Below are 24,318 nucleotides of genomic sequence, written 5' to 3'. Positions count from 1 at the left end.
GGGCGGGAGAGCCGACGAGTCCTTCGAAAGCAGTCCTTCGACCGGGCGGTCGAAAGCGAGCGCACTATACGCCTGAAATCAGGGGAAAAGAAGCGAAATCAGCGCCCTGAAAAGGGCGCAGGCGCTAGAGATTTTCGCTGGGATCGGCGGCTGCCCGGCGACGCTCGGCCGAACGAGCCCGAAGCGCCACGAGGGCAGCACAAAGCCCTGCCACGGCGCCGACCATCATGGCCCAGCGCGGGCCGGCGTGATTGGCCAGCGCGCCCACAATGGGGGCGCCGATCGGCGTGCCGCCCATCGTCACCGCGGTGCGCAGCGCCATTACCCGCCCGCGCATGGCGGGGGCGGTGGTGAGCTGCATGGTGGCATTGGACGCCGTCATGAAGGTCAGGGCCGACAGCCCGGTCAGCATCAGCGCGAGGGCAAAAAGCCACACGCTGGGCGCCAGTGCCGCCAGCGTACAGAACACGCCAAACGACAGCGACGACACCAGCAAAAGCCCCATGCGCGGCTGCTCGCGCCGGGCGGCCAGCAGCGCCCCGGTCACCGAGCCCACGGCCAGGCAGGTGGTCAAAAGCCCGTACTGATCCGAGTCGCCGTGAAACACGCTCACCGACATGGTCGAGATAAAGACCGGGAAATTAAAGCCAAAGGTGCCGATCAAAAAAAGCATGAACAGCAGCGCGCTCAGATCGGGGCGGCCCCTGACGTAGCGAAAGCCCTCGGTCAGCCCGCCGGGGCCGCGCGTGGCGCGCTCGGCAACATGGAGATCACCAACGCGCAAAAGACACAGCGCGCCCAGTACGCCGGCAAAGGAGAGCGCATTGACGATGAACAGCCAGCCGGTGCCTGTCGCGGCAATCAAAAGTCCGGCGATGGCCGGGCCGACCATGCGGGCGGCGTTGAACGAGGTAGAGTTGAGCGCCACCGCATTGGCCAGCAGTTTTTCGCCAACCAGGTCGTTGACGAACACCTGCCGCGCCGGGGCGTCAAAGGCCGTCACGCACCCCAGCGCCAGCGCGAAGAGGTAAACCTGCCAGAGTGTCACCGTATCGGTGAGCGTCAAAAGGCCCAGCCCCAGTGCCAAAAGCCCCTGCAGCGCCTGGGAGAGCATGATCAGGCGGCGCCGGTCGAAATAGTCCACGGCAAAGCCCGACAGCGGCAGCAGCAGAAGCTGCGGGCCGAACTGCAGCGCCATGGTCAGGCCCATGGCGCTGGCGTCATGAGCGGTGAGCACGGTCAGCACCAGCCAGTCCTGGGCGATGCGCTGCATCCAGGTGCCGATATTGGACACCAGTGCGCCGCCAAACCAGAGACGGTAGTTGTAGACACTCAGCGAGCGGAACAGCCGGCGATCACTCATGGGCGGCCATGGGTGCAGGCCTGGAAAATACCATCAAAAAGCGGTTGGTCATGACGCGGTTGTGATCGTTGATTCAAAAGCAAGAGGAACTGCCTGGCCGCATCCGGGGTATGGGGGGCGCCGCGAATGGGCCGGCGAGCGGTCTAACAGTGTAGCGCCTTTTCAAGCACAGACACGCCCCGGCGCCCGGCGTCGGTTCAACGCCGGGCACCTCGTGCCTTCAGTCGAGCGGCCAGGGCGGGGCCGCTTCCACGACAAACCCGACATCGCCTGGCAGCATCAGACGCTGCTCTACCAGGCGGTCGGCGTGTTGACGCACGGCTTCGATATAGGCGTTGCGACTGTCGTAGCGCGCACCCACCGGCGCCCGGCTGTCGGCCTGCGTGGCAGTGGTCGGGAAAGGCAGATAGCTGCCATCGAGACTGCAAAGATCCCCCTGGCCAAAGCCTGCCGCGCGCAGGTTCCAGCCCTGATAGCTGCCCAGCGGCGCCGCCACGTAGGGCAGGTGCACGCCGCCTTTGGCAATGCCGTCGGCATCGACGCGGGGCACCCGAACCGGATAGGCCGCACCGGCGGTGGGCGGGATGGTGTCATGATCCATGACGTGCAGCTCGTTGACGACCGGTGATGGCGTCGCACCGCTGATGCGCGGCAGGGTCAGGGCCTCGGGCGCTGTCAGCGTGTCGGGCTCAAGCCCCGGATAGGCGCTGGCCGGCGGCTCGGTGCCCTCGCTGATCCAGGCCTGCATGCCCCGGCTCAGCGCGCGCATGACCGGCGCCGGGCTCAGCGGGTTGGTCGGGTACTGACACATCGCCTTGTGATCCGACACTGCGCCCCAGGCATTGAGGTGTGGCAGACCAGCGAGAAAATACAGCCGCACGCTGTCGGGCATGGTCAGCGGCTCGCCTGCCGGGGTCGAGGAGACCAGCGAGGCCCGGCCCTGCCAGAATTCGGTGGACGTGTCGCTGTGCATCAGCCTGGGGCAGGTGTTTGAGGCCGTGCAGGCGGCCAGAAGACTGTCACGGCGCCCGGTCAGCGCATCGGTGGTTTCGGCGTAGGTGAAGGGGAACTGGTCGCCCGGGAAGTCGTGGTCCTCGTGCTGGCGTGAAAAGCGCCCGGGCTGGGCGAACAGGGCATTGGTAAACGTCTTGCGTGAGCCCGCGATGTGGACCATGGCGCCATCGAAGACGCGCGCGCCGTGCTCATCGGCGTTAAAACCCTGATAGATGAGATCGCGCAGGAACCGCCCCGACTGGGAAATGCCCAGCCCGATGGTGTGATCGATATCGTGTGTGGGCGGGGCCACGTCATGGCCCGGGTTGCCGCGCAGAAACGACACCAGATCGCGGGTGGCCGCCAGCGCGAGACCGGAGGGCAGCGCGCCTCTGGCCGGATAAACGAGCTCGTGGATGGCCCCGGCATCCAGCCCTTCGGGTCGGGTGATCTCAACGTTCTGCTCGTCGAGATAGCGAAACGACAGGCCTTCAGGCGTCTCGCGCGGTGCCTGGGGCGTCGGACGCACGGTCAGGGTGGCCGCATCCGGCGCCATACTGGCGGCCGGGTAGCTCAGCGATTCGCGGCTGATGGTGTCGGCATTATCGAAGATGAACTCATCGCGCGACGGGCCCGTGACGCCTTCAAGGACGGGAAGGTCCATGGTCAGCAGATCATCCGCCAGCCCGGTCTGCCAGCCGCCCCAGACCAGCGTATGGCCCTGATGCATCTGAAAGCCATCACCCGGGTCGTCCACGCTGAACCGGTCGCTGATGGACGATCGGTTCAACAGCGCCAGGCTCAGGTTGCGGCCCCGGTTGGGGATTTCGTAAAACAGCGTCCCCGAGCTCTGGCCGGCAGGCTGCAATATCACGACCTCGGCACTGAACTCCACCTCGCCGCGGGCGTTGACCGGCGCCTTGTCGATACCCGCGATGCCGGCCACGTGCTCGCTGTCGGGGTCGACGCCAAAATGCGCGACTGCCTTGATGCGCTGATAGCTGCCGGCCTCACCGAAGTGGCGCCCGTCGTACAAGGAAGTGGTGGAAAGTACATCGAAGCCGGTCACTCTGGCCTCCGCCGGTGCACAAAGCAGGGCAAGGGTCATGGCAGCGGTGCGGGCGGGTCGTCGGGCAAGGCATTTCATCAGGGAAGCTCTGGCGGACAAACAGCGTTCAAGGGTGCGTGATTGCCGGAGACAATGCCATCCCCTTGTGAACGAGGCCGGGACTGTCGTGTGGCGCAAAAGGGAGCTGACGGGCGGTATCAGGACAGCGGCGTCGGGCTGTCCGTTTCATCGGAAACCAGGTGTTCGGCGCCGGTCTCGACAGGGCCGGTGTGGCCGTACGGACGATATACCACCTGGTTGCGGCCACTGGATTTTGCCTGATACAGCGCTTCATCGGCGCGCTTTAAAAGATGCGCGCCGCCGTACTCATGGGCATCGGGCAGGATGTGCGTGATGCTTGAGACGCCAACGCTGATGGTGACGCGCGCCCCCGCCCCCAGTGCTTCATTGGAGATGTTGAGGGCCTCAACGGTGGCACACAGCCGCTGCGCCAGCTGTCGCGCCCCTGCTTCATCGGTGTCGGGCAGGACAATGGCGAACTCTTCGCCGCCGTAGCGCACCAGCAGATCCGGCGACCGAGAGATGACGTCCTTCGCGGCCCGGGCAATACGTTGCAGGCATCGGTCGCCGCCGTAGTGGCCGTAGCGGTCATTGAAGGTCTTGAAGTGGTCGACATCGAACATGATGACCGACAGCGCCTGCTGACGGCGGGCAAGGCGCGACCATTCGCGTTCCAGCGCCACGTCGAGTGCCCGCCGGTTGGCAAGGCCCGTCAGCGGGTCGGTATTGCTGAGCGTTTCCAGATACCGATTGCTCAGCGTCAGCTCGCCCTCGGCGTGATCAATCTGCTGGCGAAAAAGATACAACACGATACCCGAAAGCATCAGCGCGCCTGCCACGCTGAAGACATACATCGCATCGATCCAGGGGGAGGGCAGCGGTGCGACAGCGGTGTCTGCCGTAAACAGAAAGTGCGTAACAACATAGAGCCCGCCAAACAAGGCCATGATGGCAGCATATATCCGCGCTCTGGGGCGTTCGTACAGAAAGGCCAGTATGGAGGCGAGGGTAAAATAAAACAGGTTCACCCCGGCTTCGGTCCCGATAAACCAGGTCACGACCCCAAGCTGGCAGCAGGCGTTGATCAAAAGCACCGTGCTTGCCGTGTTGTGCCGGCGCCGATGATTGAGCGACAGAACCGACAGATACCCCGCCATGAACATCAGATTGGCGAAAAAGACCCCCTGATAGACCGAAAAATCGTAACTGTAATAAAACAGCTGGTAGGGCACGGTGGCGACGGTACCAAAAAGCCCCAGCTGATTGCACAGGGCGATCCGTCGGCGCACGCCGCGAGGCTTCCCTGACGTGCCGGGTGACCAGAGTTTTTTGAGGGTATCGATCATTGACTTGCCTTATCCAGCCCGTGAGCGCGCCGTACATGGCCTTGTTTTGTCCGACAGCTCCCGGCGGCGTTGGCCATGACAGGCAACCGCCATGGACTCATGGCTCTAAAGCGATTCGCAACACATCAACAACGCCTTCTTGAGTGTAGAGGTATTAAGCGTTTTTGTTGCGGCGTCTAACACTGATTAACATTATGTCGGTTGGCCACGCAGGCCGGGCCGTTACGCTCGCGCAGGTGAAATCACGTCATGGGGGGATTGTTGCTGGATATCGGTCAGACCGGGCTTTTTGTATCGGCCTTTTTCTCGGCCACGCTGTTGCCGATGGGGTCAGAGGTAGTACTGGCATCGCTGCTGCTGAGCGGCGGTTCGCCCGTGTCTTTAATCATCATTGCCACCGTCGCCAATGTGCTCGGCTCGCTGGTGAACTACGCCATGGGCTACTGGGCCAATCAGGGCTGGCTCAAGCGCCAGAAACCGGGGCTCATGATCAGCGCCGAGCAGCGCTTTCGCCGCTACGGACGCTGGTCGCTGCTGCTTGCCTGGGTGCCGATCATCGGGGATCCGCTGACGCTGATCGCCGGGGTGTTGCGGGTTAATCTGCTCTGGTTTTTGTTGCTTGTGACCCTGGGCAAGGCGCTGCGCTACATCGTGCTGAGCATCGTGATTGTGTAGCGTTTGAGGGTATGACAGGACATGCCGGCTCGTTGAGCCGGCCGCCTGTTCAGTCGTTCGTCACCGCCTCGCTTTTGATCATTCGCTACCGCGTGTCTCATCGGCACCGATACGATCCAGCACGGCCAGCTCTGAATGCGGCAGCAGCAGATTGGCGGCGTCCAGGTTCTCTTCCAGATGCTTGAGTGATGAGGTGCCCGGAATCAGCAAAAGATTGGGCGCGCGCTGCAAAAGCCAGGCCAGCGCCACCTGCATTGGCGTGGCCTCAAGGCGGGCGGCCACTTCATCCAGGGCATCCGACTGCAGGGGCGTGAAGCCACCCAGTGGAAAGAAGGGCACGTAGGGGATGTTCTGCGCGGCCAGTTCGTCGATCAGCGCATCATCGTGTCGCAGGGCCAGATTGTACTGGTTCTGCACGCAGGCCACCTCGCCGCTTTTTTGAGCCTCGCGTACCTGGGTGGCGGTGACGTTGCTCAGTCCCAGATGGCGGATCAGCCCGCGCGCCTTCAGCTCGAGCAGCGTGGTCCAGGGACCTTCCAGCGACCCCTCTGCCGGGCCGTGGGCGTCAATCATGCTGCGCAGATTCACCACATCCAGCGCGTCGAGCCCGAGGTTTTTCAGGTTGTCCTCGACGGCGCGGGTCAATTCCTCGGGCGAGAGCGCCGGCAGCCAGCCGCCGTTCTCGTCGCGCCGGGCGCTGACCTTGGTGACGATGTGCAGCTGATCCGGATAGGGGTGCAGCGCCTCGCGAATCAGCTGATTGGTCACGTGTGGGCCATAGAAGTCGGCGGTGTCGATATGATCAACGCCGGCTTCAACGGCGGTCTGAAGGACGCGGCGCGCCATGGCCGGATCCTTCGGCGGGCCGAAAACGCCGGGACCGGCCAGCTGCATGGCCCCATAGCCCATGCGGTTTACCTGGCCTGCGCCAAGCGTATAGCGTCCTGCGGCCTTGATATCGACCATGCGCGTTCTCCCGAAATGTGATTGACCGGCCCGTGGAGGTACCCCGTGAAAGGGGTTACGGCCAGTGTAGTCCCATCCGTTGATGGGTTGGGTACGCGGGTACCGATGGTTGCCTTTTTTTGAATCCCTTCGATTTGTCAACACAGATGGAGGACGAGCGCGGCGGTGAAGATTACGATGCCCTCGCCTCGTTGATCGTCCGGGGCCCTTGCCTCGCCGGTGACATCTCGACAGGAAACGGCATGAGGAGACGTTATTGCATCCAGACAATTCAGGGTAGGTATGAAGGGAAATAATGTATGGCGGGTGTGGCTGCTGGCAGCAATGGCGCTCGTGTTGTCCGGTCTGTGCGCATTCCAGGTACAGGCACAGGAGGGGGCCGGCGAGGATGGACGCTGGTTTTCGGTTGAATCACTCAATAGCGGGCTGGGCGAGGCGCCCGACAGCGTGCAGCGGTCAACGCCGCGCGAGGCGATTCGAAGTCTCATGGAGCTGACCCGCGAGGAGGATTACGCGGCCGCCGCTCATGTTCTCAATCTGTCCGAGTTAAGCCCTGAAGAGCAGCAGGCAAGAGGCGAGCAGCTGGTTCGGGAGCTGTCCGTGGCGCTTCGCCGGGGAGAGTGGTTGAGGGTGTCAGGCCTTTCCGGACGTCAGGACGCCGCCATCGAGGACCCGTCGGGACAAAACCCCCGGGCGGGAGAGACGCGTCGTAACATCGAGCTGACCTCCTTTCAGGCTGACGGCGAAACCTATGATGTTCGCCTGGCCCGCTATCGCGTCGAGGGGCAGGATCCGGTCTGGCTGATCATGCCCGACACCATCTCCTCTATCCCGCTTTTATACGACAAGTACGGCCCTTCCGAATTCGAGGATTATATTCCCGAACGCCTCAAGACCTCCTTTGGCACGCTCAAGGCCTGGGAGTGGATCGGTATCCCGATTGTTTTGCCACTGATCGCGCTGTTGGGGTGGTGCGTCTACAGCCTGGCGGGATGGGTCGCCCGGCGACTGCCCGAGGGCTACCGAAGCTTTTTTACCGGTCGAATCAGAGGGCCTCTGGCCTTTATTGTCATGTCGCTGGTCACCCAGATACTGCTGGATTATGTGGTGTCCTTTTCGGCGATCATCACAACGACGCTTCGAGTGGTTCTGATCATCGTTCTGGGCTGGGCAATCGGCACGATCGCGCTGCGTCTGCTTGATACCTTCATGGTTCGCATGATGCACCACCTGGTCGGTGAAATTGACGACACCAGCCCCAAGGAGGAGCGCCGGCTGCTCACCAGCCTCTATGCGCTGCGCCGGATCATCATTTTGATCATGGTCACGACCGTCTCGGTCTATGTGCTCAGCCAGGTGCAGATATTCGAGACGCTGGGGCTTTCCATTATGGCCTCGGCCAGCGTTCTGGCGGTGCTGGTGGGTATCGCCGGTCAGGCGGTGCTGGGCAATATCCTGTCGTCGTTTCAGCTGTCGCTGGCCAAGCCCATACGCATCGGTGATCTGGTGATGTTTGAGGATCAGTGGTGTTACGTCGAGGGCATCTTTTATACGTTTATCCGCTTGAGAGTGTGGAACGACCGTCGCCTGATCGTGCCGGTGACCTATTTTGCCTCAAAGCCGTTTGAAAACATGTCGGCTCAAAGTACCCATGAGTACCGGTGTCTCGAAATGAAGCTTCATCTGAGCGCCGATATTGCCCGTATCCGAGAGAAGTTCATCGAGTTTGCCAAAGAAGACGATAGTGTCGTCGAGCACGACAGGCTGCTGTGTTATGTGACCGGCCAGACCGACATGGCACAAACGGTTGCCTGTTATCTCATGACCACCGACCCGATGAGCGGCTGGACGGCAGAGATGCTGATCCGGGAAAGGCTGCTGGCCTTTGTGCGTGATCACCATCCCGAGTGGTGGCCCAGAGAGGTCATGGCAGTCGGGCGCCACGATGTCGCCTTTGGCAATGCACCGGAGACCGGCGATGCAGCGCCGGACAGTGACAGCGAGCAGGGCGCCCAGGGGGACAGTGAAGAAGGCTTTAAAAGGGACGCGGAAGAAAGCCCCGAGGCCGGTGATGACGAAGACGGCGCCGAGAATGGCGACGACAACAATGTCAACGACGACAGTGAAGAAGGCTTTAAACACAACGCTGAAGAAAGCCCCGAAAGTGATGGCGATGGAAAAGATGCCCGGGCGCATGAAGAGGAAAATGCCGCGAAAGCGGTAAGTAACGACGCTGAAAGAAACGCCGAAAAAGGCTTCAGGAAAAACGCCAGCGAAAGCTCCAGTAGCGGCGATGAAGAGGAGGCCCAGAAGGCCTCCAGAAGGCGGCATACGGAAAAGGGCCGAAAGCGGTCTGAAAAAAATGCCCGGCGCTGATTCGCGGCGCCGGTGTCTCGTCAAGGCTGCTCAAGGCTCGTCCGGTAGTGGCTTCGGGCTTCCACAATGGTGCGGTGGTGCGCGTCCGCCCAGGCCACCAGCTGCTGCATGGGCTCAAGAAACGAGCGCCCCAGCGCCGTCAGGGCGTACTCCACCTTCGGGGGCACCTCGGGGTAGAGCGTGCGGGTGATGAAGCCGTCCTGCTCGAGCTGTTTGAGCGTGCGCGAAAGCATCTGTTTTGAAATGTCGCCGATCTCGCGCATCAGGGCATTGAAGCGCAGGGTTTCGGGGGCCAGCGCCTCCAGTATCAAAAGGCTCCACTGATTGCCGATGCGATCAAGCACATCACGAATCGGGCAGGGCTGGTCGAAAACGAACGCATCGCTGTCGGGCATCGTTGTCATGATATCGCCATCGATCGGGTGGTTGGGTGGCCGGGGCAGACGCTGGCAGGTCACATGGATGTGACCCTGTCAGGTGCGTGTGACGTCTTGCGCCGGCTTCGGAACTCACTTAAGTTGAATCCACGGTCTGTCTTTTAGACCGCCCATGATACCGGCATTCAAGGAGGAGGCATATGGCACAGGTGGCATTGATTGGCGCATCGGGTAACGCCGGCTCGCGGCTTCTCGCAGAGCTTTCGGATCGCGGACATCAGGTTACCGCCATCGCTCGCAACAGGGAGAAAATCACTCTGTTGCCCGGAGTGACGGCCCGGCAGGGCGATGCCAATGATCGCAAGGCGCTGGCCGAGCTGCTCAAGGGGCATGACGCTGTCATCAGCGCGGTGAACTTCAAGACCAATGACGTGAAAACGCTGGTCGGCGCCGTACGCGATGCCGGCGTGTTGCGCTATCTCGTGGTCGGCGGGGCCGGCAGCCTCGAAGTGGCCCCTGGTGAGAAACTCATCGATCAGCCAGACTTCCCCGATGCCTACCAGCCCGAGGCGCGCGCCGGCGGCGAGTTTCTGGACTTTCTGCGCGGCGTGGAAGATCTCGAGTGGACCTTCCTGTCGCCCTCGGCCGAATTCGTGGCCGGCGAGCGTACCGGGCAGTTTCGACTCGGTCAGGATCAGCTTTTGACCCATGAGGGCGGCTCCAGCATCTCCTTTGAAGACTACGCCGTGGCGATGGTCGATGAGCTGGAAACCCCCGCTCATGTGCGCCAGCGCTTTACCGTCGGCTACTGATCAATCAACCCCTACCGGAGCTATCTGCATGTCGCTACTGAAATCCCTTGGTGTTGCCACGACCGCCCTGATGCTGGCCGTGCCTGCGGTCTCGTTCGCTCAGTCCGAGCGCGACGTGGATCAGGAAGAGTCCAATCGGGAACTGGTGGTGGACTTCTACAACCAGTTTTTCAACGAGCATGAGACCGAAAAAAGCGGCGAGGTGCTGGCAGGCGACTATATCCAGCACAACCCGGAGGTGCCTGACGGCAAGGCACCCTTCGTCGATTACTTCTCGGGTTACTTCAAGGAAAATCCGGACTACAAAAGCGAAATCATGCGCAGCGCCGCCGATGGCGATCTGGTCTGGCTGCATGTTCACTCGACCAACGGTGACGAGGATCAGGGCGAGGCCGTGGTGGATATCTTCCGCGTCGACGACGGTAAAATTGTTGAGCACTGGGACGTGATTCAGGCGGTGCCGGAAGAATCCGCCAACGACAACACCATGTTTTAAAAAGTACACGTTTTAAACAGGACACGTCCTGAACCGTCGAGCCGCAGGGAGATGACATGATAAAAGCCGCAACCGTTGAACACGCCTCGCACCGGGCCATGGTCGTTGGTGCCTCTCGCGGCATCGGGCTGGGGCTGGTACACGCGCTGCTGGCCCGGGGCTGGCAGGTCACGGCCACGGTACGCGACAGCGCCCGCATGCCGCAGGCGCTGGCAGAGCTGCAGACGCAATATGATGCGGCGCTGGAGATCGTCGAGCTGGATCTCGCAGACGCCGCCCGGCCTGCACAGCTTGCCGCATCGCTTGGCGTGCAGGCGCTGAATCTGCTGGTGATTTCGGCCGGCATCATGGGGCCGGATCATCAGCGCGCCGAGCAGGCAGGTCAGAAAGAGACCGGCGAGCTCTTTGATCTCAACGCCATGGCGCCGCTGCGACTGGCCCGCGCCCTGCTGCCGGCAATGGCCTCTCATGGCGTGATCGGGTTTGTGAGCTCGCGTATGGGCAGCGTATCGCTTAACGACTCGGGCGACCGCGAGCTCTACCGGGCCAGCAAGGCAGCGCTCAACAGCCTCACTCGCGGCTTTGCCGTTAACGAGGCGATTCCTGCCGGTGTGGGGGTCTTGAATCTGCACCCTGGCTGGGTACAGACCGATATGGGCGGCGTTGATGCCCCGGTAACGGTCGAGCAGAGCGTGACGGGATTGGCAGACGTTCTGGAAGGGGCGCTGGGTCGTCTCGAGCAGCGGTTTGTGGATTTTGAAGGACAGACGCTGAGCTGGTAACGGCTGACGTCATCAACGATAGAAATGGCCCATCAGGGCCATTTTTTTAAACGATCAAGGCTACCTACCGGTCGGTAGCATTAGTCGTTAGAATGCGCAGCCCAATGCTTGCTCCCTTGCGGCGAGCGTTATCGGGTCAGTCACTTTCAGGAGTATCGACAATGTCATCCACCACGACCCCGGCGCTGCGGCGGGTGCTTGATGCCGCAGTGGTTCAGTTCGCCCGGCATGGCTACGAGGGGGCGTCACTGTCCGGCATTGCCGCGGACGCCGGAATTCGCAAGGCGTCGCTCTACTCGCACGTCAAAAACAAGGATGCGCTGTTCATGGCGGTCTTTAACGATGCGCTTGAAATGGAGGCGCGCTTTGCCAGCGAGTGCTTCGCTCGCGGTGATGACGTGCTGCCCGGACAGCACTACTGCGCGTCGTTGCTGGCGCGCTACGCCGACTCCGAGCATTTTCGCTTTCTATTGCGCACTTCCTATATTCCGCCCGACTCGCTTTTTGACACGCTGCAGCAGGGCTATGAGGCCTACATGCAGCAGCTTTTGGCGGACTTTACGACTGCGCTGCGCTGCCACGTCGGGGCGCCACTTCGCGAGGACGATGTCGAGGTGATGGGGCATGCCTGGATGGGCATGGTCGACAGCCTGCACGTGGCCCTGATCTATATCGGTCAGGCGCGTTTTGAAGCGCGCCTCAACGCCCTGGAGCGACTCATGGGTGACAGTATCGCAAGGCTTGAAAAGGGAGAAACGCCATGACTCAGCAGACGGCTCGGGCTGACGTCCATCAGGGAAGCATCGGGCTTTCGCTGGTGATACTGCTGGCCCTTTTGACCGCGCTCGATGCCATGGCCATCGACATGTATCTGCCCGGCATGCCGATGATTGCTCAGGACTACGGGGTCTCTGCCGGCAGCGTGCAGCAGACCCTGTCGGTTTTTCTGGCGGGGCTGGCGCTGGGGCAGGGCCTTTACGGCCCGCTGCTGGAGCGCTATGGGCGTCGCCTGCCGCTGATGGTGGGTCTTGTCATCTTTGTGGCCGGGTCGGTCGCGGCGGCCATGGCGCCCACGCTGGAGTGGCTGCTGGTCGCACGCTTTGCCCAGGCCATCGGCGCCGCTGCTGGACTGGTCGCACCGCGTGCCATCGTGGCCGATCTCTGCGACGTCAAAAGCTCGGCCAGAATCTTTTCGCTGTTGATGCAGGTGATGATGATCGCCCCGGTCGTGGCACCGATGATGGGCGGGTTCATGCTCGAGCACGGCGGCTGGCGCGGTATCTTCTGGGTGCTGGCGGTGTTTGGCGGGGTCGGTCTGGTGTGGGCGCTGGCCACCATTCCGGAATCCCTTGAGCCCGAGCGTCGGGTGGCGCTGAGCGTGGGCGGCGTGGTGCAGGGCTATCTGACCCAGTCGCGTCGTCGGGTCTTCATGGCCTACACGGTCGCCGGTGGTTTCGTGCTGGGTTCGCTCTTTACCTACATCAGCGCAGCCGCCTTCGTGTTCACCGACCATTTCGGCATGACGCCGACCCACTTCAGCTACCTGTTTGCCGCCAATTCGGTCGGGCTGATTCTGGGCGGCACGCTGGCCAACGTTCTCGCCGGTCGTGGCATGACGCCGGCGCGCGTCACCTATATCGGGCTGGGCGTTCACGCACTGGCCGGCGGGCTTCTGGCTTTGGCCGTCATGGCCGGTATGGGGACTTTTGAGGTCTATGTGGCGCTGCTGGCGCTGGCAATCGGCGCGCTTGGGCTGGTGTTTGGCAACCTGACGGCGCTGACCATGAACCATGGCGGTCGACAGGCGGGCGTGGCCTCGGCACTAATGGGCACGCTGCACTATCTATTGGCGGCCTGTGTGGGCTATGTGGTCAGTCTGGCCACCCAGGGGCCGGCGCTGATGCCGCTGACCATCGCCGTGTGCGGCGTCATGGCCATGGCGATGTGCGTGCTGGCGGGGCGGCTGATTCGACATGAGGCGAGTGAATAAACACAGCGGTCGCTGGTTGTTCGTTAACCCGCTATCTTTTCTCGTGACGCCGGGTGCCGGGCACCCACATGCAAGTAACAGGGACACGACACATGAGTGATCAGCAGTACACACCGCCCAGGGTCTGGGAGCCGAAGGAAAGCGGCGGCAAGTTTGCCAGCATCAACCGTCCGGTGGCCGGGCCTACCCATGACCAGGCCCTGTCGGTCGGCAAGCACCCGTTTCAGCTCTACTCGCTGGCCACGCCCAACGGCGTCAAGGCCTCCATCATGCTCGAGGAGCTGCTGGCGCTGGGCCACGAGGGCGCGGAATACGACGCCTGGCTGGTCGATATCGGTGAAGGCCAGCAGTTCAGCAGCGGCTTTGTCGAAATCAACCCGAACTCCAAGATCCCGGCACTGGCCGATCACACCACCGAGCCGCCCACGCGGGTATTCGAGTCCGGCTCGATTCTGCTTTATCTGGCCGAGAAGTTCTCCGCGCTGCTGCCCGGCGAGCTGGTGGCGCGCACCGAGACCATGAACTGGCTGTTCTGGCAGATGGGCAGTGCGCCGTTTCTGGGCGGCGGCTTCGGCCACTTCTACGCCTATGCGCCGGTAAAGCTCGAGTATCCGATCGACCGCTACGCCATGGAGAGCAAGCGCCAGCTCGACGTGCTCAACCGCCACCTGGCGGACAATCAGTACATGGCCGGCGATGAGTACACTATTGCCGATATTGCCATCTGGTCCTGGTACGGCCAGCTGGCGCTGGGCCGGCTGTACAACGCCGCCCAGTTTCTGCAGGTGGAAAGCTATGAGCACGTGATGCGCTGGGCGCGCGCGATCGACGCCCGCCCGGCGGTGCAGCGCGGTCGCATGGTCAACCGGACCTTCGGTGAGCCAAAGACTCAGCTCCACGAGCGCCACGATGCCAGCGACTTCGACACCAAAACGCAGGACAAAATCGGTCAAAGCGACTGATCAGGAACCGTCTCAAGCGTTTAAAAGCCCGGCCCCGTGCCGGGCTTTTTGATGCCAAAAGGCGGCAAGCGTGCGGTGATGGCGATGTGTCGCGCCGCATTTGTCGCCCGACAGGTCGGCGCTGCGTATGCTGTTGTCATCGAGAGAATGGATGAACCAGGCAGGGGGAAGCACCGATGGAAGAGGGCAGCGTAACAAACGATTGCCACGACGTGATCGTGATCGGCGGCGGCGCGACGGGGCTGGCCTGCGCGCGCGTACTGGCCCGGCGCGGCAAACGGGTGGCGCTGCTCGAGCGCGAAGCGCGCGTGGGCGGCAATATCAGCAGCCGCAGCGATGGCCGGTGGCAAACCGAGATCGGCCCCAACACGCTGATCATGAAGCCGCCGCTGTATCGACTGCTCGAGGAGATGGATCTGCTCGGGGAGGCGCAATCGGCCAACGCCTCGGCTCAAAAGCGCTTTGTGGCGATGAACGGCCACCCGGTGGCGCTGCCGACTCATCCGCTGCGCGCCCTGAATAATCCTCTGATCGGGCGCGAGGGCTGGTCGCAGATCGTGCGCGAACCCTTCGTCAGAAAAAGCGAGGCCGCGGAGGAAAGCCTGGCCGGCTTCGTCGAACGCCGCCTGGGCCGGCGAGTGCTGGATCGCATGGTTGACCCGTTTGTCTCGGGTGTCTATGCCGGTGATCCGCAAAGGCTCTCGGCGCAGGCGGCCATGCCGCGGCTGGTGGCGATTGAGCGCGACTACGGCTCGCTGATTCGTGGCGGGCTGACCCGGCTCTGGCAGTCGCGCCGGGCCACCCCCGAGATGCCTGCCGAGTGGCGCGGCAAGCTGGTGAGCTTCCCCGCGGGGCTGGGGCGGCTGGCCGAGCGGCTCGGTGAGGAGGTCGAGACCCACGGCGGCGAGATCGTGTGTCGGTGTGACGTGGCCACGATCGAAAGGGAAGACGCGGGCTGGGCGGTCACCGACAGCGAGGGGCGCATCTGGCGCACCCGCGAACTGGTGCTGGCCGTGTCGGCGCCGGTGGCGATCAAACTGCTGGCACCGCTGGATGCCGCGCTGACGGCGCCGCTGGCAGAGATCGCCTATCCGCCGGTCAACGCGGTGGCGCTGGGCTTTCGTCGCGAGGACATCACGCATCCCCTCGACGGTTTCGGCGTGCTGATCCCGAGCATCGAAAAGCGCCGCACGCTGGGGGCGCTGTTCTCCTCGACGATCTTTGAAGGCCGAGCGCCCGACGGGCACTGCCTGATCAACGCCTTCATCGGCGGTCGGCGTCAGCCCGAGGCCGCCGAGGGCAGTGACGCCGAGCAGGTCCAGCAGGTGCTCTACGACCTGCGCGATCTGCTGGGCATCCGCGGTGATCCGGTGTGGCAGCAGGTGAGCCGCTGGCCGCAGGCCATTCCGCAGTATGAACTCGGTCATCTGGATCGGATCAAGCGGCTGGACCGCGCGCTGGAGCGCCACGCGGGACTCTCGCTGGTGGGCAACTGGCGCGACGGCATCGCGGTGGGGGACTGTCTGGAAAACGGCCGGCTGCTCGGCGAGCGACTGGCCCCCGGGTAATCGAGGCAGCGGGATCGGGACAACCGCCGCCGCTGTCGTCGTGCTGTCATATTCATTGCCCAGGATTGTCATCTCTACAGAACAATCCCGGGAACGACTCTCATGCGTACGACCTCCTTTAGCGCGCTGGCCGCCTTTTTGCTGGCCCTGCCGCTGGCACAGACAGCACAGGCCGACTTTCAGCTCAGCAGCCGTTACAGCGACAGTGACGGCGACATGGTCGCGGATGTGCCCACTGACTCATCGCAGTGGCGCGACCCGAGCACCCTGATTTTTGCCTATACCCCGGTCGAGGACCCGGCCATGTACGCCGACGTGTGGTCGGGCTTTCTCGATCACATGAGCGAGGTGACCGGCAAGCGGGTGCAGTTCTTCCCGGTGCAGTCCAACGCCGCACAGATCGAGGCGATGCGCGCCGGACGGCTGCATGTCGCCGGCTTCAGTACCGGCACCACGCCGCTGGCGGTGGCCTGTGCCGGCTTTCGCCCCTTCGCCATGATGGCTGGTGATGACGGCGCCTTTGGCTATGAAATGGAAATCATCACCTGGCCGGGCTCCGGTATCGACGACGTCGAGGGGCTCAAGGGCCATGAGCTGGCCTTTACGTCCGAGACTTCCAACTCGGGTTTCAAGGCGCCCTCGGCGATTTTGAAGGCCGAGTTCGGCCTTGAGGCCGGGCGCGACTACGAGACGGTGTTCTCCGGGGCGCACGACAGCTCGATTCTGGGGGTGGTCAATCATGACTATACCGCCGCGGCGATCGCCAACTCGGTGCGCGATCGCATGGTCGAACGCGGCGTCGTCCAGAGCGATCAGATGACCTCGCTTTATACCTCCCAGACGTTCCCGACCACCGGCTATGGCGTGGCCCATGATCTTGATCCCGAACTGCAGGAAAAAATTCAGGAAGCCTTCAGGACCTTCGACTGGCAGGGCTCGGGGCTTGAGAAGGAGTTCGGCAGCGGTGGCGAATCGCAGTTTGTCGAGATCAACTTCAAGGATGACTGGGAAGTGATTCGCACCATCGATGAGGCCAACGGCGTGAGCTACGAGTGCGGCTGATGGCGGTTGCACTGCTCATCCGGCCGGGCGATGGGCGCCCGGCCGCCACTCACGGAGGCGCGTCATGCTGACTCTCAAGGGACTGTCCAAGACCTATCGCACCGGTGACACCGCTTTAAACGAGGTGTCCTTTAGCGTGCCGGGCGGGGAGATCGTGGGGCTGATCGGCCCCTCGGGGGCCGGCAAGTCCACGCTGATTCGCTGCATCAACCGGCTGGTCGAGCCCACGGCCGGCCAGGTGCTGCTGGGCGATATCGATCTCACCCGACTGGGTGGGGCCGGGCTTCGCACCCAGCGTCGGCGCATCGGGATGATCTTTCAGGAGTACGCCCTGGTCGAGCGCCTGACCGTCATGGAGAACGTGCTCTCCGGCCGGCTCGGCTATGTGCCGTTCTGGCGCAGCTGGACGCGTCGCTTTCCGGGCGAGGACATTCAGCGCGCCTGGGCGCTGCTGGATCGCGTGGGCCTGATGGCGCACGCCAACAAGCGCGCCGATGCGCTCTCCGGCGGCCAGCGCCAGCGCGTTGGCATTGCCCGCGCGCTGGCTCAGGAGCCGGAACTTTTGCTCATTGATGAGCCCACCGCCAGTCTTGATCCGCGCACCAGCCGCCAGATCATGCGGTTGCTCACCGATATCTGCGCCGAGCGCCACCTGCCGGCGATCGTCAACATCCACGATGTGCCGCTGGCGAAGCAGTTCGTGCAGCGCCTGATTGGCCTGCGCGCCGGGGAAGTCGTCTTTGACGGCACACCGGCCGCGCTCGATGAGGCCATGCTGACGCACATCTACGGCGAGGAAGACTGGCAGCCGGCCGCGCCGGAAGCCGATGACGCGCCACCCGAACCGACCATCGCCGAGGCGCGAGTGCTGGCCTCATGAGCGTCTCGAACTATCCGCGCCGCTGGAAGCGCCCGCCGCAGATCATCCAGCATCCGGGCTGGCGATGGGGGCTGGCTGTCGCGGCCGTGGTGTACCTGGTGCTGGCCGTTGGCTCTCTGGAGGTGGACTGGCAGCGGGTCAGTATCGGCCTGGAGCGCGGGCAGCGCTTCGTGATGGGCTTTCTACAGCCGGATTTTGTCAGCCGTCAGCGCGATATTGTGCAGGGGCTGAGCGAGAGCCTGACCATGACGCTGACCTCGACCGTGGTCGGCATTGCCATCTCGATCCCGATCGGCATCGGCGCGGCGCGCAACCTGACGCCGCGGCCCGTTTATCTGGCGTGTCGCTCGATCATTGCGGTCAGCCGCTCGTTGCAGGAGATCATTATCGCCATCCTGCTGGTGGCAATGTTCGGTTTTGGCCCCTTTGCCGGCTTTTTGACGCTGGCCTTTGCCACCATCGGCTTTCTGGCCAAGCTGCTGGCCGATGACATCGAAGAGGCCAGGGCGGCGGAGCTTGAGGCCATACGCGCCACCGGCGCCTCCTGGTGGCAGATGATCAACTACGCCGTCGAGCCGCAGGTGCTGCCGCGTCTGATCGGGCTCTCGCTTTATCGTCTCGATATCAACTTTCGCGAAAGCGCGGTGATCGGCATCGTCGGCGCCGGCGGCATCGGCGCGACGCTCAACACGGCAATCGACCGCTACGAATACGACAGCGCCGGCGCGATTTTGCTGATCATCATCGCCATCGTGATGGTCTCGGAGTACGCCTCGGGTCTGGTCAGGAAATGGGTGCAATGAACGAGCCACAACACTACTCGCAGCTGTGGCAGTGGCGTACGCCGCGCACGAAGCTGCTGCTCTGGGTCGGCTGGCTGGCGCTGGTGGCGCTGTTTGTCTGGTGCTGGCAGGTGATGACCCAAGACACCATCTGGGCGTTCGTGCTGGATGCCCCGGCGCAGGCGGCTGATATCGGTAGCCGTATGGTGCCACCGCGCTGGGGGTATCTGCCCGAGCTGATGGCGCCGCTGTGGGGCACGCTCAATATCGCCACGCTGGGCACGCTGGGCGGTGTCATCATGGCCGTGCCGGTCGCCTTTCTGGCCGCGCGCAATACCACCCCGAGCGTGACGCTGGTGCGCCCGATCGCGCTGTTTATCATCGTGACCTCGCGCTCGATCAACTCGCTGATCTGGGCGCTGTTGCTGGTTGCCGTCATTGGTCCCGGGCTGCTCGCCGGGATCGTGGCGATTGCGCTGCGCTCGATCGGCTTTGTGGCCAAGCTGTTGTATGAAGCGATCGAGGAGACTGACGCCCGCCAGATCGAGGCGATTGCCGCCACCGGCGCCGGGCGCGCCCAGGTGCTTAACTACGCCTACATGCCGCAGCTGCTGCCGGCGTTTTGCGCCATCTCGGTCTTTCGCTGGGACATCAATATTCGCGAAAGCACGATCCTGGGGCTGGTCGGTGCCGGCGGCATCGGGCTCAAGCTACAGGCCTCGCTCAACGTGCTGGCTTGGCCGCAGGTCACCATGATTCTTTTGCTGATTCTGGGCACGGTGGTGATCAGCGAATGGGTCTCGGCGCGGATTCGACGGGCGATTATCTAGGTCGGGACGTTTAACCTACAGTCCCAAACTGTTCAGTAGAGGGTTCGGGAAGGACAGGCTCGTCGGCATGGGGGCGGGCCAAAAAGTCTGTCCAGATACGGTGTGTTCTTTGCCGGGTTAGATCTATAAAACACATTCTTGCGGCGGGGTCTCTTAACGTCCCCGTGCCAAAAGAGTGATAAACATGCCCGCAATAAAGCCTGACGTATTCTTCCCAGTGCCTGTTTTCTTCCGATAGATCGATTTTTTCCATGCTGTCGGAATACTCGCGATAGCTCGCGTCCAGGTCCTTCTGAGCAGTCTCAATGTAATATTGGAGCTCTTCATCCGCAGATGTGGCAATTACCGCAAGACATGAAGACATGTCCACGGTGGTTTGAACTTCCATACCACACTGTTTAAAAATATCTATTCCATGTTCTTCAGCATTTGACTGGGTACTCAACAATACAAACGCAAACGCGCCAATAGTGACGAAGGGGCGACGCCAGTGTTTCTGTATGACGGTCATTCTTTTTATGCTTTTCATTGCTTGCTCCATTAACCCTGAGTCAGGAAGGACATTTTGTCTGAGCCGGTTGCTTTTGTTATGCGCACTGCATAACCGAAAAGCTGAATATAATCGAATTTTGATAGTCAGAATGTTGAGGCCACTGCCAGAGATGTATTTCCCGTCACTTATTAGCAGGGGCTGGCTGGTCGGGCCGGCTCGGAAGCAGCAGCGTGCCGGACGTACGAGGCGCCTTTAAAGGGAGACAGCATGCAGCCTGTCATTGTTCGCCGCCCGCTTTCGGGTTGGGGCACCACCTACGGGCCGGCCGGCGATGGGCCGTTTCCGGCCGTCATGTTGCTGCATGGCTCCGAAGGGGCCTGGTCGGGCTGGAGTCATCGTCAGGCCGTGATGCTGGCCGCTCATGGATTTCTGGCCTTTCCGCTGGGCTACTCCGTGGGCGGCAACGCGTGGAATGCCGGTCAGATCATTGAGGTGCCGCTGGATCGGACCGTGGCGGCCCTTCATGCGCTGCGGGGTTTCCCCTTTGCCGGGCCGAGCGTGGGGCTTTATGGTGCCTCGAGAGGGGCCGAGCATGCGCTGCTGGTAACCTCGTTGATGGCAAGAGAGGGTGTCAAAGGTCTTCCTGACTGCGTGGCGGTGCATGCGCCGCCGGATGTCATCTGTGGCGGTTTCGACGGTCGTGTTTTTCGGGACAGCGGTGACCCGGGCTGGCAGGCATGGGATGGTGCGTCGCGCGCCTGGACATGGCGCGGCAGCAGTGAGTCGCTGCTGCCGACCACGCCAATCGAGATCGAGCGTTATGAGGGCGATCTTTTTTTAAGCCATGGTACGGCGGATACCATGTGGTCGGTCGCCATGACGCGCCGGCTGGAGGCTCGGCTCAGACAGCACGGACGAACGCCGGAGGTGGTCTACATGGCAGGCGAGGACCATATCCCCGGCGATGCGGCCGAAAATGACTATCATGCACGGTTACTGCACTTTCTTGCCCGTACGTTAATGGCATAATCCCCGCCCAGCAGAGCAAAGCGGCTGCCGGTCCAGCCGCGCCCGGCGAGTGGTCGACGCTGTGGTCAAGATTGTTTCCCGTCTTCAAGGATGTCTGATGAAAACCCTGTTTCGCGCCTATCTCAAGGCTTCCCTGATCCTGCGCGTAACGCTGGCGCTGGTGCTGGGTGTGGTCGCCGGGCTGTTTGGCGGCGAGTACGTTACCTGGCTTTCGCCACTGGGCGATCTGCTGCTGCGCCTTTTGCAGTTTCTGATCGTGCCCATCGTGCTCTTTACCCTGATGGTGGGCATCAACCAGGCCGATGTGGGCAGCATGGGGCGGATCGGGCGCAAGGTGCTGCTCTATTATGTGGTGACCACGGCGCTGGCGATCATGGTGGGGCTGGCGGTGGCCACACTCTTTAATCCCGGGCAGGGCCTGACGCTGGACACCAGTGCCAGCGTCAGCGTGCCGGAAAATCCGGGACTGGTGCAGGTATTGTTGAACATCGTACCCAGCAACATCGTCTCGGCGTTTGCCGAACCCAATCTGCTGGGCATTATCTTTACCGCGGTGGTGTTTGGCCTGGCGCTGCTGTTCATGCGCACCGGTGGCGCCCAGCGCGACATGGGCGATCACCTCTATCGTCTGCTGGAGGGGCTTAACGCCGTGACTATGAAGGTGATGGCGGGCGTGTTGCACGTGGTGCCGATTGGCGTGTTCGCCATCGTTGCCAACACGGTCAGCCAGCAGGGGCTTGAAACCATCCTGTCGCTGGGTGACATGGTGATGGTGCTCTATATCGCGCTGGGCGTGCATCTGCTGGTCTACTGCGTACTGATGAAGCTTTTTGGTGTGCGTCTGCGCGATTTCTTTCGTGAGGCCCGCACGCCCATGGCGACGGCCTTTGCCACCCAGAGCAGCTCCGGCGTGCTGCCGCTGAGTCTCAATGCGGCCAGTCGCATGGGGCTGCCGCAGTCGCTGTACGGCTTCAGCCTGCCGCTGGGTGCCACCATCAACATGGACGGCGCGGCGATCCGTATCGCCATCTCGGCGGTGTTTGCCGCCAACGTGATGGGCGTGCCGCTGGATATTGCCACCATGGCGCAGATCGTGCTGATCGGGACGCTGATCTCGATCGGCACGGCGGGTGTACCGGGGGCAGGTATCGTGATGATCGCGACCGTGTTCTCACAGGTCGGCCTGCCGATCGAGACCGTGGCGCTTTTGACCTCCATCGATGCGCTGGTGGGTATGGGCTGTACGGCGCTCAACGTCACCGGGGATCTGGCTGGCACGGCGCTGATCGCGCGCAGCGAGCGCAAGGAACGCAAGGCGGTGTCAAAAGCGAAAAACGGCCCCGCCGAGTCCAATAAAATGGAGCCCCGGCTGTGACGACCGTGACCACCGACTATCTGATCATCGGCGCCGGCAGCATGGGTCTGGCCACCGCCGACTGGCTGGCTCACCATAGTGATGCCAGCGTGCAGCTGCTGGATGCCTTTAGTCCGCCGCATGATCAGGGCGCGCATCACGGCGAGACGCGGCTGCTGCGTCAGGCCTACGGCGAGGGCAGCAGCTACGTGCCGCTGGCCCGCCGCGCGCTCGAGCTCTGGAAACAGCTCGAAGTGGAAAGCGGCGAAACGCTGTTTCTGCCCACCGGGGTGGTCAATGTCGGCCCGCTCGGGGCGCCCTTCGTTGAGCAGGTCGCGGCCAGCGCCCGGCAGTACGGGCTGGCACTCGACAGCCTGAGTGGTGATCAGCTCGCCCGGCGCTGGCCCGGCTGGGCACTGGATAACACCATGCACGGGGGGTTCGAGTCTGAGGCCGGCGTGTTGTATGTCGAGCGCATTCTCAAGTGCTGGCGCGCCCGCGTTGAGCGCTGCCCGAACGTCTCGCTGGCCACCGGTGCGCAGGTGATTCGCATTGACGCCGGTGAGCAGGGCGGCTGGGAGGCACACTGCGCCGACGGGAGGCGCTTTGTGGCCGAGCGCGTGCTGCTTGCTGCCGGTCAGCACATCGCGCCGCTGATGGCGGGGCTGGGGATCGAGTTGCCGCTCACCCGGGTGCGAAAGACCTTTGCCTGGTATGACGGTGATGCGCGCTATGACACGGCGAATTTTCCTGGTTTCAGCCTGACCACGCCGTGGGGCGCCGTCTATTATGGCTTTCCCGACATCGACGGGGCCGGTTTCAAGATGGGCCGTCACGACAGCGGCCAGCCGCTGCCGCCCGGCGAGGCGATGCCCGGGTTTGGTGAGTTGGAAGATGACGTGAGCGAGCTTCAGCAGGTGGTGGATCGTTACTTTCCCGGTGTTGGCGCGCTGCGCTTTGGCGCGGTGTGTCAGTACATCCGCACGCCCGATGAGCACTTTCTGATCGACGAGCCGCTGCCCGGCCTGATCGTGGCCGGCGGCTTTTCCGGTCACGGCTTCAAGTTTGCCAGTGCGCTGGGCGAGGCGCTGGGGCTCTGGCTCGATCAACAGTGCCGCCTGCCGGAGCTGGCCCTGTTTGGTCTGTCGCGCTGGTCACCCTCACAGGATCAGCCGTCATGACGATTGCGCCTGTGATGTCGCTGACCTGCCCGCTGGACGGGGCGGCGCTGTCGCGTACCGAAAGTGGCTGGCGCTGTCCGCAGGGTCACAGTTTTGATGTGTCACGTCAGGGCCATGTCAACCTGCTACCGGTGCAGAACAAGCGCTCCCGCGACCCGGGCGACAGCCGCGCCATGATCGCGGCGCGACGGCGTTTTCTGGAGGCCGGGCACTACCAGGGCGTCGCCGAGGCCGTCAGCCGATGCGTGCTTTCCCATGGTTCGGCGCATCAGTCGCTGGCCGTGCTTGATGCCGGCTGCGGTGAGGGCTATTACCTGCGCGCGCTGGCCGATGTCGCATCTACCCGCCGGCTGTCACTGCTGGGACTGGATATCTCCAAGTGGGCGGTGCAGGCCGCTGCCGGCCGCGACCGGCGCATGCAGTGGGTGGTCGGCAGTAATGCAGCACTCCCCGTGCCGGATCAGAGCCTGGATGTGGTGCTGTGCATGTTTGGTTTCCCCACGCCTGCCGAGTTCGCCCGTGTGCTCAAACCCGGTGGATTGCTTCTGGAGGTCGAGGCCGGGCCGGACCATCTGATTGAACTGCGTGAAATCATCTACCCGACACTCAAGCCGCCCCGCGAGGCGCGTCAGGCACCGGCGCCGGGTTTTGCGTTTGAAGATGGCGTTGAGACCGTGCGTTACGAACGCTCGCTGGAGTGCGCCGAGGAGATTGCGGACCTGCTGATGATGACGCCGCACCTTTACCGGGCGAGCGCCGAAGGGCGGGCGAAGGCCGAGGCTCTTACCCGGCTTGATATCACAGTCGACGTGCAGCTCAGAAGCAGCCGGCGCCTCTGAAAGGCCCTCCACACCCTGCCCGGTTGCCCGGCG

General features: G+C 62.9%; 23 protein-coding genes. 17 read left to right on the top strand and 6 right to left on the bottom strand.

All coding sequences use genetic code 11. The features are described 5' to 3' along the window. Nucleotides 1-124 precede the first annotated feature (124 nt). From ACS92L_RS08115 to ACS92L_RS08105, 3 genes are all read right to left on the bottom strand, one after another. A complete protein-coding gene (locus ACS92L_RS08115) occupies nucleotides 125-1,363 on the bottom strand; it encodes an MFS transporter (protein WP_438768338.1) in 1,239 nt (412 codons plus the stop codon). A 220-nt stretch (nucleotides 1,364-1,583) separates the two neighbouring features. After that, on the bottom strand, nucleotides 1,584-3,503 hold the full coding sequence (locus tag ACS92L_RS08110; protein ID WP_438768336.1) for an alpha/beta hydrolase domain-containing protein: 1,920 nt from the start codon (nucleotides 3,501-3,503) through the stop codon (nucleotides 1,584-1,586). Between the two features lie 119 nt (nucleotides 3,504-3,622). After that, the gene (locus ACS92L_RS08105) at nucleotides 3,623-4,831 is read right to left on the bottom strand and encodes a GGDEF domain-containing protein (RefSeq protein WP_438768335.1); all 1,209 of its coding nucleotides are present in this window, start codon (nucleotides 4,829-4,831) and stop codon (nucleotides 3,623-3,625) included. A gap of 249 nt (nucleotides 4,832-5,080) precedes the next feature. On the opposite strand from ACS92L_RS08105, the gene ACS92L_RS08100 reads away from it, so the two are divergent. After that, nucleotides 5,081-5,506 carry a YqaA family protein gene (locus ACS92L_RS08100; RefSeq protein ID WP_438768333.1) on the top strand — a complete coding sequence of 142 codons (426 nt, stop codon included), beginning with the start codon at nucleotides 5,081-5,083 and terminating at the stop codon, nucleotides 5,504-5,506. 78 nt (nucleotides 5,507-5,584) lie between these two features. Here the strand turns inward: ACS92L_RS08100 and ACS92L_RS08095 are convergent, their stop codons facing one another. Beyond that, on the bottom strand, nucleotides 5,585-6,472 hold the full coding sequence (locus tag ACS92L_RS08095; protein WP_438768332.1) for an aldo/keto reductase family oxidoreductase: 888 nt from the start codon (nucleotides 6,470-6,472) through the stop codon (nucleotides 5,585-5,587). Nucleotides 6,473-6,754: 282 nt separating this feature from the next. Here ACS92L_RS08095 and ACS92L_RS08090 point away from each other — a divergent pair, with 282 nt between their 5' ends. Next, nucleotides 6,755-8,848, top strand: a complete 2,094-nt coding sequence (locus ACS92L_RS08090) for a mechanosensitive ion channel domain-containing protein (protein ID WP_438768331.1) — start codon at nucleotides 6,755-6,757, stop codon at nucleotides 8,846-8,848. Nucleotides 8,849-8,868: 20 nt separating this feature from the next. On the opposite strand, the gene ACS92L_RS08085 is transcribed toward ACS92L_RS08090, so the two are convergent. Then, the gene (locus tag ACS92L_RS08085; protein ID WP_438768329.1) at nucleotides 8,869-9,252 is read right to left on the bottom strand and encodes a winged helix-turn-helix transcriptional regulator; all 384 of its coding nucleotides are present in this window, start codon (nucleotides 9,250-9,252) and stop codon (nucleotides 8,869-8,871) included. A gap of 173 nt (nucleotides 9,253-9,425) precedes the next feature. On the opposite strand from ACS92L_RS08085, the gene ACS92L_RS08080 reads away from it, so the two are divergent. The 11 genes from ACS92L_RS08080 to phnE (ACS92L_RS08030) all read left to right on the top strand — a co-directional run bounded on the left by ACS92L_RS08080 (nucleotide 9,426) and on the right by phnE (ACS92L_RS08030) (nucleotide 19,389). Beyond that, nucleotides 9,426-10,037: an NAD(P)-dependent oxidoreductase gene (locus ACS92L_RS08080; protein ID WP_438768327.1), complete on the top strand. Its 612-nt coding sequence runs from the start codon at nucleotides 9,426-9,428 to the stop codon at nucleotides 10,035-10,037. A 28-nt stretch (nucleotides 10,038-10,065) separates the two neighbouring features. Next, nucleotides 10,066-10,533 carry a nuclear transport factor 2 family protein gene (locus tag ACS92L_RS08075; RefSeq protein ID WP_438768325.1) on the top strand — a complete coding sequence of 156 codons (468 nt, stop codon included), beginning with the start codon at nucleotides 10,066-10,068 and terminating at the stop codon, nucleotides 10,531-10,533. A gap of 56 nt (nucleotides 10,534-10,589) precedes the next feature. Beyond that, a complete protein-coding gene (locus tag ACS92L_RS08070; RefSeq protein ID WP_438768324.1) occupies nucleotides 10,590-11,315 on the top strand; it encodes an SDR family NAD(P)-dependent oxidoreductase in 726 nt (241 codons plus the stop codon). Nucleotides 11,316-11,476: 161 nt separating this feature from the next. Beyond that, on the top strand, nucleotides 11,477-12,079 hold the full coding sequence (locus ACS92L_RS08065) for a TetR/AcrR family transcriptional regulator (RefSeq protein ID WP_438768322.1): 603 nt from the start codon (nucleotides 11,477-11,479) through the stop codon (nucleotides 12,077-12,079). Beyond that, entirely contained in the window at nucleotides 12,076-13,305 is a 1,230-nt protein-coding gene (locus tag ACS92L_RS08060; RefSeq protein ID WP_438768321.1) for a multidrug effflux MFS transporter, read from the top strand. Before ACS92L_RS08065 ends, ACS92L_RS08060 begins: the two co-directional genes overlap by 4 nt. Before the next feature lie 92 nt (nucleotides 13,306-13,397). Continuing rightward, nucleotides 13,398-14,267, top strand: coding sequence for a glutathione-dependent disulfide-bond oxidoreductase (gene yghU, locus ACS92L_RS08055; protein WP_438768319.1), 870 nt, complete (start codon nucleotides 13,398-13,400; stop codon nucleotides 14,265-14,267). Nucleotides 14,268-14,443: 176 nt separating this feature from the next. Then, nucleotides 14,444-15,835, top strand: a complete 1,392-nt coding sequence (gene hemG, locus ACS92L_RS08050) for a protoporphyrinogen oxidase (protein ID WP_438768318.1) — start codon at nucleotides 14,444-14,446, stop codon at nucleotides 15,833-15,835. A 102-nt stretch (nucleotides 15,836-15,937) separates the two neighbouring features. Next, a complete protein-coding gene (gene phnD, locus ACS92L_RS08045) occupies nucleotides 15,938-16,897 on the top strand; it encodes a phosphate/phosphite/phosphonate ABC transporter substrate-binding protein (protein ID WP_438768317.1) in 960 nt (319 codons plus the stop codon). Nucleotides 16,898-16,961: 64 nt separating this feature from the next. After that, a complete protein-coding gene (gene phnC / locus ACS92L_RS08040) occupies nucleotides 16,962-17,777 on the top strand; it encodes a phosphonate ABC transporter ATP-binding protein (RefSeq protein ID WP_438768315.1) in 816 nt (271 codons plus the stop codon). Beyond that, a complete protein-coding gene (phnE, locus tag ACS92L_RS08035) occupies nucleotides 17,774-18,580 on the top strand; it encodes a phosphonate ABC transporter, permease protein PhnE (protein ID WP_438768314.1) in 807 nt (268 codons plus the stop codon). Before phnC ends, phnE (ACS92L_RS08035) begins: the two co-directional genes overlap by 4 nt. Next, on the top strand, nucleotides 18,577-19,389 hold the full coding sequence (phnE, locus tag ACS92L_RS08030) for a phosphonate ABC transporter, permease protein PhnE (RefSeq protein ID WP_438768312.1): 813 nt from the start codon (nucleotides 18,577-18,579) through the stop codon (nucleotides 19,387-19,389). Before phnE (ACS92L_RS08035) ends, phnE (ACS92L_RS08030) begins: the two co-directional genes overlap by 4 nt. A 10-nt stretch (nucleotides 19,390-19,399) precedes the next feature. Here the strand turns inward: phnE (ACS92L_RS08030) and ACS92L_RS08025 are convergent, their stop codons facing one another. Further along, complete coding sequence (locus ACS92L_RS08025) at nucleotides 19,400-19,918, bottom strand: lysozyme inhibitor LprI family protein (RefSeq protein WP_438768310.1); 519 nt, start codon at nucleotides 19,916-19,918, stop codon at nucleotides 19,400-19,402. A gap of 231 nt (nucleotides 19,919-20,149) precedes the next feature. Here ACS92L_RS08025 and ACS92L_RS08020 point away from each other — a divergent pair, with 231 nt between their 5' ends. The 4 genes from ACS92L_RS08020 to ACS92L_RS08005 all read left to right on the top strand — a co-directional run bounded on the left by ACS92L_RS08020 (nucleotide 20,150) and on the right by ACS92L_RS08005 (nucleotide 24,285). Next, entirely contained in the window at nucleotides 20,150-20,911 is a 762-nt protein-coding gene (locus ACS92L_RS08020; RefSeq protein ID WP_438768308.1) for an alpha/beta hydrolase family protein, read from the top strand. Between the two features lie 97 nt (nucleotides 20,912-21,008). Next, entirely contained in the window at nucleotides 21,009-22,286 is a 1,278-nt protein-coding gene (locus ACS92L_RS08015; RefSeq protein ID WP_438768306.1) for a dicarboxylate/amino acid:cation symporter, read from the top strand. Beyond that, nucleotides 22,283-23,446 (top strand): N-methyl-L-tryptophan oxidase, encoded by a 1,164-nt coding sequence (gene solA / locus ACS92L_RS08010; protein ID WP_438768305.1) that lies wholly within the window; start codon nucleotides 22,283-22,285, stop codon nucleotides 23,444-23,446. Before ACS92L_RS08015 ends, solA begins: the two co-directional genes overlap by 4 nt. Then, nucleotides 23,443-24,285, top strand: a complete 843-nt coding sequence (locus tag ACS92L_RS08005) for a putative RNA methyltransferase (protein WP_438768304.1) — start codon at nucleotides 23,443-23,445, stop codon at nucleotides 24,283-24,285. The genes solA and ACS92L_RS08005 overlap by 4 nt, the downstream gene beginning before the upstream one ends. Nucleotides 24,286-24,318 lie beyond the last annotated feature (33 nt).

The organism is Kushneria halocnemicola, assembly GCF_965650455.1.
In the GTDB taxonomy this organism is placed as follows: domain Bacteria; phylum Pseudomonadota; class Gammaproteobacteria; order Pseudomonadales; family Halomonadaceae; genus Kushneria.
This window is presented reverse-complemented; position numbering and strand designations above follow the sequence as displayed.